Origin of the sequence: Gordonia sp. PS3 (genome assembly GCF_041950545.1) — a bacterium.
GTDB classification, from domain to species: Bacteria; Actinomycetota; Actinomycetes; order Mycobacteriales; family Mycobacteriaceae; genus Gordonia; species Gordonia sihwensis.
The window spans coordinates 862,052-871,891 of sequence record NZ_CP169524.1 but is presented as its reverse complement, the minus strand read 5'-3'; the positions used below and the strand labels follow the sequence as shown (position 1 = coordinate 871,891).

The following is a 9,840-nucleotide window of genomic DNA, read 5'->3' as shown; positions in this document are numbered from 1 at the left end:
AACCGGTCACGGCGCGCCGAAACCGTACTTCGCCAGGATCTTCTGTCCCGCGGGCGAGAGGACGTAGGCGGTGAAGGCAGCGGCGGCCGCCGGCGACGGAGCCTTCTTCGACACCGCGATCGGGTAACGGTTGACCGCGACCTGAACGTCGGCGGGAGTGATGCCGATCAGCTTGCCGTTCGAGGCGGCCACATCGGTCTTGTAGACCAGACCGGCGTCGGCCTCGCCCGCCTCGACGCGGTTGACCACCGAGGTCACGTTGGTCTCCTCGCTGACCGGCGAGACGTCGACGTGCGCGGCGGCGAGCAGCTTGCGCGAGGCCTTGCCACAGGGCACCTCCGGAGCGCAGAGCACGGTGGTGACTCCGGGCTTCGTCAGGTCGGCCAGGCTGGTGACGTGCTTCGGATTGCCCGGCGCGACGGCGATCTGCATCGTATTGGTCGCGAAGACGGTGCCCGCGTCGGTGACACCGGCGTCGGTGACCGGCGTGAGACTCGACTGGTCCGCGAAGGCGATGACGTCGACGTCGGCGCCTTCCACGATCTGGGTCGCGAGGGCCTGCGAGCCGTCGTACACGATCGGCGCCACCGAGTACTCCGGGTGCGCCGCGGTGAAGGACTTGGCCAGTTCGTCGAACGATCCCTGCAGCGAGGCCGCGGCGAAGATCCTGATCGGCGCCGAGGCACCGGCCGACGCCTGCTCCTGACTGCTGCATCCGGCTACCAGCAGCATCAGTCCGAGCACTGCGGCCACGAACTTCTTCATCAGACGGCACTCCTTCCCGACGGGGTCTCCACGACCACCGCCGTCGCTTTGACCGTCGCGGTCGCAAGGGAGCCCACTTCCAATCCGAGTTCCCTCACCGCCTCGGTCGACATCAGCGACACCACCCGGTGCGGGCCGCTGCGCATCTCCACCTGGCTCATCACCGGGTCGGACTGAACATGTGTGACGATCCCGACGAAGCGGTTCCGGGCGCTGGTGCCGCGCGTCACCGGATCGTGGCGCCCCGATTCCGCGGAGGCGAGAAAGCCTGCGAGGTCGGCACCGTCGACAGTGGCGCGGCCCGAGTCGTCGGTCCCCGATGCGATCCGGCCCTGTTCGATCCATCTGCGGAGGGTGTCGTCGCTGACGCCGAGGAGGTCCGCGGCTTGCCGAATCCGAAACACGGTCATAACGACTGAATCTATACGCATCTGCGGCAGCTCGCTCGCCTTGCGGTGCGCATCTGAGGACTCGCGATCGCCCGGGCCCTCCGCCGACCGCGACCGGCGCCTGCGCTCCCGGGCTGCGCACCCGACCGATCCCGAGCCGATAGGCTGAGGCCATGCCTTTGCGTGCGGACCGGAGTCCCGAGTGATCACCGTCGACGAGCACCGCTCCCGGATTCAGACAACCGTGTCGCGCCTGCCCGCGACCATCCTCTCCATTCACAGTGCGGCCGGGCTCGTCCTCGCCGAGGACGTCACCAACCGGTGGCCGGTCCCGCTGTTCGACAACTCCGCGATGGACGGTTACGCCGTCCGGCGCGTCGACGCAGCGGTGGGCGCGACGCTGAAGGTGGTCGCCGACGTTCCCGCGGGCAGTCCGGACGACCCGCCGATCGGCGCCGGAGAGGCCGTCCGGATCATGACCGGCGCGCCGGTTCCCACCGACGCCGACGCGATCGTCCCCCTGGAGCACACGGATCTCGGCACCGAGATCCTGGCGACGCCCCCGGACAGCGTGACCGTCACGGTGGAACCGAAACCGCACGCCCACATCCGGCGATCCGGCGAGGACGCACCGGCGGGCGCCGTCGCCGTTTCGGCGGGCACGGTTCTCGGCCCGTGGCAGGTGTCGGCGATCGCGTCGGCCGGACACGACCGGGTCCTGGCCTACCGCCGGCCCCGGGTCGCGGTGATCTCGACCGGAACCGAACTCGTCGAACCCTCGCAGACGCCCCGCCGCGGGCAGATCCCGGAATCCAACTCCGTGCTGCTGTCGGCCGCGGTGGCGGAGGCGGGCGCCGAAGTGGGCTGGACGGCGACTGTCGAGGACGACGAGGAAGCCCTCCGGCGGACTCTCGCCGATCCGGACGTGGACGCGGTCGTCCTCACCGGCGGCGCCAGCGTCGGCGCGTTCGACGTGGTCAAAGCGGTCCTGAACGGGGTGGGCGGCATCGAGTTCACCACCGTGGCGATGCAGCCCGGCAAACCGCAGGGCTTCGGGCTGCTCGGAGTGCGCGGCCCGAGCGCCGAACGCACGGGAATCCCGGTGTTCTGCCTGCCCGGCAACCCGGTCAGCGTCGCGGTGTCGTTCGAGATGTTCGTGCGGCCGGCCCTGCGGAAGATGGCCGGGCACACCGACCTCGATCGGCCGCGCGTGGTCCGGCGAGCCGCGACGGGCTGGCGCAGCCGCGCCGACCGGGTCCAGATCCTTCCCGCGGTGGCCGACGCACAGACCGTCCGGCCGGCCTCCCGCGGCGGCAGTGGCTCACACCTGGTGTCCTCGCTCGCCGACGCCTCCGCGCTGGCGATCGTGCCCGCGGACGTGGTGGAGATATTCGAGGGAGATCCCGTCACCGTGATGGTGCTGTCATGAGCGGCGGCCCCTTCACTCACCTGGACGATGCGGGCCAGGCACGCATGGTCGACGTGACCGAGAAGAATCCGACGGTCCGCAGTGCGACCGCGCAGGGCTTCGTCCGGTGCTCGCCGCAGATCGTCGCCGCCCTCCGCGACGGCGCGGTCCCTAAGGGCGATGTGCTGGCGGTGGCGCGCATCGCGGGCATCTCGGCCGCCAAACGCACTCCGGAACTGCTGCCGCTGGCCCATGTGATCGGCGTGCACGGCGCGGCCGTCGACCTCGCGATCGTCGACGACGGCGTCACCGTCTCTGCGACGGTCCGCACCGCCGATCGCACGGGGGTGGAGATGGAGGCGCTCACCGCCGTCAGCGTCGCCGCGCTGGCGCTCGTCGACATGGTGAAGGGCCTCGACAAATCGGTCGAGATCGAGAACGTCCGGCTGGTGCGCAAGACCGGCGGCAAGAGCGGCGACTGGGTGCGATGACCGCGGCCATCGTGCTCGCCGGAGGTCGTGCCGCCCGCATGGGCGGTGCCGACAAGGCGAGCATCGACATCGGCGGGCGCACGCTGATCGACGCCGTGTACGACGCACTCGCCGGCGCCGACCCGGTGATCGCGGTCGGACCGCAGAGCGTGGGCCGGCCGGGTGTGCAGGTGATCCGGGAGGATCCCCCGTTCGGCGGTCCGGTGGCCGGACTGGCCGCGGCACTCGGGGCCGTCGGCGACAGCGCCGAGGTGTGGCTGCTCGCCTGCGACCTGCCCCGAGCCGAGGCGGTGGTCGCGCAACTCCGGGACGTCGCTCTCGCCGCCGTGGACGACGCGGTGGTCCTGGAAGACGCCGACGGCCGGATCCAGTGGCTGGCGGGACGGTACCGGACGGCGTCGCTTCGCCGGGCGGTCGCCGCGCTGACCAGTGCGCGCGACGCGTCGATGCGGGCGCTGACCGCGGGGCTGTCGCTGCGCACGGTGGTCGACCGAGCTGGCGCCGCGATCGACCTCGACACCTGGGACGACGTGCGCGATTATCGGTTGACCACCCGAACCGTCGATACGGAGGACGAATCGTGACCGCCTATCCCCCCGGACTGGACCGCTGGGCGCAGGAACTCGCCCCGGCCCTGGGTCTGAATAAGGCCGAGGTGCCCACCGCGCTGCTGCTGGATGTGACCCGCGATGTCGCTCACTCGATCCTGCGCCCGGCCGGCCCCATCACGACCTATCTGATCGGCCTCGCCGTCGCGAACGGCATGTCGGCAGAGGATGCGGCCGCACGGGTGCACGAACTGGTGGAGAAGAGATCGGCCGAATGATCATCCGTTACTTCGCGGGAGCCGCGGAGGCCGCGGGCCGTTCGGAGCAGACCGCTGACGGTTCCGCGGCGGTCGGCGACTTGAAGGCTCGGCTGTCCGGAGAACTGGGCCCCGAGTTCGAGCGAGTGCTGAGCTGCTGTTCGATCCTGGTGGACGGGGTCCGCGCCACCGACGAGACGGTCGCGGCGGCCGACGCCACCGTGGACGTCCTGCCGCCCTTCGCCGGCGGCTGACGGCACCGGCTCCGGCTCACCCGCCGATCGCGGACATCGGACGGTCGGGTTGCAGGAAGCCGGGATCGTCGATGCCGTGTCCGGCGAGCTTCGCGGTCACCGACTCGCGGATGGCCGACTCGATCCGTTCGTCCGGTGCCCCGGAACGCAGCAGCGCGCGCAGATCCGATTCACCGCGTGCGAACAGGCAGTTCCGGAGCTGTCCGTCGGCGGTGAGTCGCACCCGGTCGCATGAACCGCAGAACGGCGCGGTCACCGAGGCGATGACCCCGACGGTGGTGGGCCCGCCGTCGACCGTGTACAGCTGTGCCGGATTCGAGCCGCGGTCGTCGCACGCGCTGAGGGCGAACTCCGCCGACAGGGCCGCGAGGATGTCGTCACCGGTGACCATCTGCGCCCTGGACCAGGTGTGCCCGGCATCGAGCGGCATCTGCTCGATGAATCGCAATTGAGCGCCGTGCTCGCGCGCGAAACGGACGAGGTCGGTCAGCTCGTCGTCGTTGACGCCGTGCATCGCGACGGTGTTGATCTTGAGCGGTGTGAGGCCGGTGGCCTGTGCGGCGGCGATCCCGCGGAGCACGTCGTCGAGCCGGTCCCGGCGCGTCAGCGTCGCGAACCGGTCCGGTCGCAGCGTGTCGAGGCTGATGTTGAACCTCTCCAGACCCGCATCGGCCAGTTCCCGAGCCCGCGTGTCCAGTCCGATCCCGTTGGTGGTGATGGAGACGCGCAGCGGTCCGTCCGCGCCCTCGATCGGCGAGAGCCGGTGCACCACGTCCGCCAGGTCGGGTCGAAGCAGCGGCTCGCCCCCGGTCAGCCGTACCTCGACGATCCCCAGCGACGCGAAGACCGACGCCAGACGGATGATCTCGTCGGTGGTCAGCAGTTCGGGACGCGGGATCCACGGCACGCCCTCGGCGGGCATGCAGTAGGTGCACCGGAGGTTGCACCGGTCGGTCAGGGAGATCCGGAGATCTCGGTGCACGCGGCCGAATCGATCGACGAGCTCGCGGCCGGTCATGTCGCGACCCGGCCCAAGCCGACCCACGTGTGCGAGCCGTCGCTCTCTATCTGCTTCTTCCACATCGGCAGTTCGGCCTTCACCGTCTCCACCAGATCGCGATCGAGGTCGAAGGCGTCACCGCGATGCACCGACGAGACCGCTGCGACGATCGCGACGCCGCCGACCGGCAGCCGGCCGACCCGGTGGCTGACCGCGATCCGCACTCCGGGTCGGTCGACGCGCTCCGCGATCTCGCGCAGGATGCGCTCGCTGTCGGGGTGAGCGCTGTACTCCAGTTCCACTACCTGCCCGCGCGCGTCGGGATCGTTGTCGCGCACCGTCCCCACGAACAGCGCGGTGGCGCCCGCATCCGGTGCCGCTACGGCGTTCACATGGGCCGCGACGTCGAGGTCGACGTCACTGATCCGGGCGAGGACGATCATCGGTGATCGCCTCCGGCGGCCTGAGCGACGGCGTGCTCGGCGATCTGCACGATCACGGGGACACCGTCGCGCACCGCGCCGGTCGACCCCGCCAGATTCACCACGAGGGAACCGCGCCGCATGCCCGCGACGCCCCTGGAGAGCATCGCGTGCGGCAGTGCCGCGATGCCGACCCGCCGGATCTCCTCTGCCACGCCGGGCAGTTCACGCGTCAGCAGCGGTGCCGTGGCCTCGGGCGTCACATCGCGGGGCGAGACGCCGGTGCCGCCGGTCGTGACGACCAGACCCGAACCGGCCTCCACCACTTCGACGATCACACTCGAGATCGCGTCGCGATCGTCGGGGACGACGATCACCTCGGCGCTCCAGCCCGCCTCCCCGAGGAGATCGGCCGCCAGCGGACCGGAGACGTCCTCGCGTTCGCCGGCGAACGACCGGTCGGAGACGGTGATCACCGTCGCGCGCTTCTGCTTGGAATCCACACCTTCGAGCGTGCCACGTCCGATGCCGCGGCGTGAACCGCACGGCCGTTTCATTCCGGTGCTCATCGATCGTCCCGCCGCGCCGTCTTGGTGTACCAGGGGCGCGGACCGTGCCAGCCGTAGCGCAGCGACGCCAGACGAACCACGGTCACCAGCGCCGCGCACAGCAACCCCACCCACGGCCGATAGACGCCGAGGTGCAGCAGCAGCGCCGTCACCGCCGCGCCGACCAGCGACGGAATCGCGTAGAGATGCTCGTTTGACCGCAGCACCGCGGGCACCGATCCGGAGAGCACGTCCCGGATGATGCCGCCGCCGATCGCCGTCGTCAGACCGAGCATCGCCGCGCTGGGCGCGCTGAGCCCGTGCTCGTAGGCGGTCACGGTGCCGGTGACCGCGAACAGGCCGAGACCCACCGCATCGGCCACCTCCAGCGGCCATCGGGTCAGCCGGGCCGGCGGGTGCCACACGAAGATCACGAGCGCGGTCGCGACGGCCACTGCCACCAGACGCAGGTCGGTGAAGGCCGTCGGAGGCGTCTTCCCGATGATCACGTCGCGGATGATGCCTCCGCCGAGCGCGGTCGCCGCGGCCAGCAGCACGATGCCCACGACGTCGAGGTCGCGCCGCACGGACAGCAGCGCACCGGACGCCGCGAAGGCCACGATCCCCGCCAGTTCGCCGCCGTGGTGGACCAGCGACGCGGCGTTGTCGAGGTTCGAGGACAGCCACACCGACATCGACCACCTCCGAGTCCGTCTTCGACCTGCATGCGGCAGACGCGTGAGGCGTCCGAGGCCCGATCAGCCCGAGGTGAATCTAGCGCAGGCACCGCGCCTGGTGAGCAGCGGAATCCCCGTCGCCGGCTCCGCGGGTCCGCGGAGCCTGGCAGACTGGAGACATGAGGAAGAAGTGGGCCGAACTCTCACCCGCCGCACGTGCGGGGATCATCTCGATGGCCGCGGTCGACGCGGGCCTGCGCGTCTGGGCGATCCGCGATCTGCGGTCACGCGACAAGAGCCAGGTCAACGGCCCGAAACTGGTCTGGACCGTGGTGCTCGGCGGAGTGAACTCCGCGGGGCTCCTGCCCACCGTGTACCTGCTCGCCGGGCGCAAGCGCACCCCGTCCGAATCGCATTAGCCTGCGGTCGGAGCCGACGCGCCGTACGCTGTCAGTGCACCTGACCGGACCGGCTGCGAGATCGGACTCATCCGACATCCGCCGGACCCTTGCGAACCACGGATGCGCCGCATCCCGTCCCGAACCCGATGGCCTCGCCGAATACGGTGGGGCCATCGGTGTCTGGACGCTACGCGGCGAGCCTCCGGTTCCGCTGTTCCACCGCGAAGTGTGCGAACACGATCAAGCTGAGGAATGCGGCGAAGGTGCACCAGATCGAGGCGTATCCCGCGGCGTTCATCACCGCGGCGACGCTCATCGCGACGAGATTGCCCGCTCCCATCGCGACGACGTAGCGGTGCGAGCTCGACATCGGCGCGACGCAGGTGGCGAACACATAGGGAACGGCCAGCCAGGCAGCACTGAACGGGACGCCGAGCCGGTAGTCGAGGTTACCGTCGACCACCGCGACGCTGATACCGGGCTGGATCGCGAGATACAGCATGTACACCGCGAGCACCGCGCCGACTCCCAGCGGAACCGTCTGCAACCGGCGCCGGTGTGGCTCCGATTCCATCAGCCACACGGCCCACGGGATGTAGGCAGGCAGCACGGCCCACGCGAACATCACCCACATGTGCACGCCTGCGCCGGAGAGCAGCGCCTCGCTGCGGTCGCCGAGCGCCAGCCAAGTCCATCCCTCCAGCGCCTGATGCACCCCGAAGAGCAACGGCAGCGCCGCGAAGGGCAGCTGCCGCACATCCCGGACCAGGCACAGGGTGGTGGCGCCCACCGCGGTGATCACACCGGCGCCCACGAAACTCGCAGTCGCGCTGAAGCACATGCGTCGAATCCTGCCACTCGCGCGGGCACGGCAGCGGACATTCACCCTCGGCCGCGCCGCAGAACGGACGAGGACCCGCCTCCTTGAAGGAGACGGGTCCTCGTCACATGCCTATCGGCGGGAAGTCACCAGCTGGACTTCTGCACACCCGGCAGCTCGCCGGCGTGCGCCATGTCGCGGAAGCAGACGCGGCACAGGCCGAACTTGCGGTACACCGAGTGCGGGCGTCCGCACTTGTTGCAGCGGGTGTAACCCCGGACTGCGAACTTGGGCTTCTTGTTGGCCTTGTTGACCAGAGCCTTCTTTGCCATCTCAGTTGTCCCTATCTCAGTTCGCGGCTGCGTCGTTGCTCTTGAACGGGAAGCCCAGAGCGCGAAGCAGCGCACGGCCTTCGTCGTCCGTGGTGGCCGAGGTGACGACCGTGATGTCCATGCCACGCGGCCGGTCGATCGAGTCGATGTTGATCTCGTGGAACATCGACTGCTCGTTGAGGCCGAAGGTGTAGTTGCCGTTGCCGTCGAACTGGCGGTCGCTCAGACCGCGGAAGTCGCGGATACGCGGGAGGGCGATCGACACGAGGCGATCGAGGAACTCCCACATGCGGTCGCCGCGGAGGGTGACGCGCGCACCGATCGGCATGCCCTCACGCAGCTTGAACTGCGCGATGGACTTGCGGGCGCGGCGGATCTCCGGAGCCTGACCGGTGATGAGCGCCAGGTCGGCGACGGCACCGTTGATCAGCTTGGCGTCACGGGCGGCGTCGCCGACACCCATGTTCACGACGACCTTGACGACGCCGGGGATCTGCATGACGTTGGCGTAGTTGAACTCTTCGTTCAGCTTGCCCTTGATCTCCTCGCGGTACTTGAGCTTCAGGCGAGGCTGGACCTTCTCAGAAGTGGTCATATCAGATGTCCTTCCCGGTCTTGCGGGAGATGCGGACGTTCTTGCCGGTCTCCTCGTCGCGGCGGTAACCGACGCGGGTCGGGTTGCCGTCGGCGTCGACGATCATCACGTTCGAGACGTGGATCGGAGCCTCCTGCGTCACGATGCCGCCGGATTCCGCACCGCGCTCGTTCGCCGAGGCGCTGGTGTGCTTCTTGATGCGGTTGACGCCCTCGACGAGCACGCGCTCGCGCTTCGGGTAGGCCTCGATGACCTTGCCCTTGGCGCCCTTGTCCTTGCCCGCGATGACGATGACGGTGTCACCCTTATGGATCTTCATGGGTCAGATCACCTCCGGTGCGAGCGAAACGATCTTCATGAAGCGCTTGTCACGCAGCTCGCGGCCGACCGGGCCGAAGATGCGGGTACCGCGCGGGTCGCTCTCGTTCTTGAGGATGACGGCCGCGTTCTCATCGAACTTGATGTACGAGCCGTCCGGGCGACGGCGCTCCTTGACGGTGCGCACGATGACGGCCTTGACGACCTCACCCTTCTTGATGTTTCCGCCGGGGATGGCGTCCTTGACGGTGGCGACGATGACGTCACCCACGCCGGCGTAGCGCCGCGACGATCCACCGAGAACACGGATGCAGAGGATCTCCTTCGCACCGGTGTTGTCGGCCACGCGCAGCCGCGATTCCTGCTGAATCACTGCGTAGTCTCCTTGACCTGGATACTTATGTCCGCCGGATTTCCGACCCGACGCACACGGTCTGTCACCATCGAAACCCGCGCCTGCCTGGGCGTTCCCCGGATTCCGGAGGACGCCGCAGTGGGTTCGCGGCTCGACTCGCGGCGCACACGCCGCAGGCAACCGCTCTAGTGTAGGCCGATCCCCCTGCTGCAGCCAAATCAGTTCAGCGCCGGGACCTGGGGAAACCTCGCCTGCGAGTG

General features: G+C 69.3%; 17 protein-coding genes. 6 read left to right on the top strand and 11 right to left on the bottom strand.

What is annotated here, in order from left to right:
* Nucleotides 1–6 precede the first annotated feature (6 nt).
* Both modA and ACE11G_RS03900 read right to left on the bottom strand, forming a co-directional pair.
* Complete coding sequence (gene modA / locus ACE11G_RS03905) at nt 7–765, bottom strand: molybdate ABC transporter substrate-binding protein (RefSeq protein ID WP_006895603.1); 759 nt, start codon at nt 763–765, stop codon at nt 7–9.
* Nucleotides 765–1,175, bottom strand: a complete 411-nt coding sequence (locus tag ACE11G_RS03900) for a molybdopterin-binding protein (RefSeq protein WP_006895604.1) — start codon at nt 1,173–1,175, stop codon at nt 765–767. Before ACE11G_RS03900 ends, modA begins: the two co-directional genes overlap by 1 nt.
* A 181-nt stretch (nt 1,176–1,356) precedes the next feature.
* Here ACE11G_RS03900 and glp point away from each other — a divergent pair, with 181 nt between their 5' ends.
* Genes glp through ACE11G_RS03875 form a run of 5 tightly spaced genes read left to right on the top strand, consistent with a single transcriptional unit; the run spans nt 1,357 to nt 4,112 of the window.
* Complete coding sequence (gene glp / locus ACE11G_RS03895; protein WP_375003750.1) at nt 1,357–2,583, top strand: gephyrin-like molybdotransferase Glp; 1,227 nt, start codon at nt 1,357–1,359, stop codon at nt 2,581–2,583.
* Entirely contained in the window at nt 2,580–3,053 is a 474-nt protein-coding gene (moaC, locus tag ACE11G_RS03890; protein ID WP_006895606.1) for a cyclic pyranopterin monophosphate synthase MoaC, read from the top strand. Before glp ends, moaC begins: the two co-directional genes overlap by 4 nt.
* Complete coding sequence (locus ACE11G_RS03885) at nt 3,050–3,637, top strand: molybdenum cofactor guanylyltransferase (RefSeq protein WP_045537148.1); 588 nt, start codon at nt 3,050–3,052, stop codon at nt 3,635–3,637. The genes moaC and ACE11G_RS03885 overlap by 4 nt, the downstream gene beginning before the upstream one ends.
* Nucleotides 3,634–3,879, top strand: coding sequence for a DUF6457 domain-containing protein (locus ACE11G_RS03880; RefSeq protein ID WP_082083889.1), 246 nt, complete (start codon nt 3,634–3,636; stop codon nt 3,877–3,879). Before ACE11G_RS03885 ends, ACE11G_RS03880 begins: the two co-directional genes overlap by 4 nt.
* On the top strand, nt 3,876–4,112 hold the full coding sequence (locus ACE11G_RS03875) for a MoaD/ThiS family protein (RefSeq protein WP_006895609.1): 237 nt from the start codon (nt 3,876–3,878) through the stop codon (nt 4,110–4,112). The genes ACE11G_RS03880 and ACE11G_RS03875 overlap by 4 nt, the downstream gene beginning before the upstream one ends.
* A gap of 16 nt (nt 4,113–4,128) precedes the next feature.
* Here ACE11G_RS03875 and moaA read toward each other — a convergent pair whose 3' ends face one another.
* From moaA to ACE11G_RS03855, 4 genes are all read right to left on the bottom strand, one after another.
* Entirely contained in the window at nt 4,129–5,130 is a 1,002-nt protein-coding gene (gene moaA / locus ACE11G_RS03870) for a GTP 3',8-cyclase MoaA (RefSeq protein ID WP_375003747.1), read from the bottom strand.
* Nucleotides 5,127–5,555 carry a molybdenum cofactor biosynthesis protein MoaE gene (locus tag ACE11G_RS03865; RefSeq protein ID WP_045537144.1) on the bottom strand — a complete coding sequence of 143 codons (429 nt, stop codon included), beginning with the start codon at nt 5,553–5,555 and terminating at the stop codon, nt 5,127–5,129. The genes moaA and ACE11G_RS03865 overlap by 4 nt, the downstream gene beginning before the upstream one ends.
* Nucleotides 5,552–6,037, bottom strand: a complete 486-nt coding sequence (locus ACE11G_RS03860; RefSeq protein ID WP_039867092.1) for a molybdenum cofactor biosynthesis protein B — start codon at nt 6,035–6,037, stop codon at nt 5,552–5,554. The genes ACE11G_RS03865 and ACE11G_RS03860 overlap by 4 nt, the downstream gene beginning before the upstream one ends.
* Nucleotides 6,038–6,099: 62 nt before the next feature.
* The gene (locus tag ACE11G_RS03855) at nt 6,100–6,777 is read right to left on the bottom strand and encodes a trimeric intracellular cation channel family protein (protein ID WP_006895613.1); all 678 of its coding nucleotides are present in this window, start codon (nt 6,775–6,777) and stop codon (nt 6,100–6,102) included.
* Nucleotides 6,778–6,938: 161 nt separating this feature from the next.
* Between ACE11G_RS03855 and ACE11G_RS03850 the strand changes: the two genes are divergently transcribed.
* Nucleotides 6,939–7,178, top strand: coding sequence for a hypothetical protein (locus ACE11G_RS03850; RefSeq protein WP_006895614.1), 240 nt, complete (start codon nt 6,939–6,941; stop codon nt 7,176–7,178).
* 169 nt (nt 7,179–7,347) lie between these two features.
* Here ACE11G_RS03850 and ACE11G_RS03845 read toward each other — a convergent pair whose 3' ends face one another.
* The 5 genes from ACE11G_RS03845 to rplN all read right to left on the bottom strand — a co-directional run bounded on the left by ACE11G_RS03845 (nt 7,348) and on the right by rplN (nt 9,598).
* Entirely contained in the window at nt 7,348–8,001 is a 654-nt protein-coding gene (locus ACE11G_RS03845; RefSeq protein WP_045537140.1) for a DUF6629 family protein, read from the bottom strand.
* A 125-nt stretch (nt 8,002–8,126) separates the two neighbouring features.
* A complete protein-coding gene (locus ACE11G_RS03840) occupies nt 8,127–8,312 on the bottom strand; it encodes a type Z 30S ribosomal protein S14 (RefSeq protein WP_006895617.1) in 186 nt (61 codons plus the stop codon).
* A gap of 16 nt (nt 8,313–8,328) precedes the next feature.
* Entirely contained in the window at nt 8,329–8,907 is a 579-nt protein-coding gene (rplE, locus tag ACE11G_RS03835) for a 50S ribosomal protein L5 (RefSeq protein WP_006895618.1), read from the bottom strand.
* 1 nt (nt 8,908) lies between these two features.
* On the bottom strand, nt 8,909–9,226 hold the full coding sequence (gene rplX / locus ACE11G_RS03830) for a 50S ribosomal protein L24 (protein WP_006895619.1): 318 nt from the start codon (nt 9,224–9,226) through the stop codon (nt 8,909–8,911).
* Nucleotides 9,227–9,229: 3 nt separating this feature from the next.
* Entirely contained in the window at nt 9,230–9,598 is a 369-nt protein-coding gene (gene rplN, locus ACE11G_RS03825; protein WP_006895620.1) for a 50S ribosomal protein L14, read from the bottom strand.
* Nucleotides 9,599–9,840: the final 242 nt, after the last annotated feature.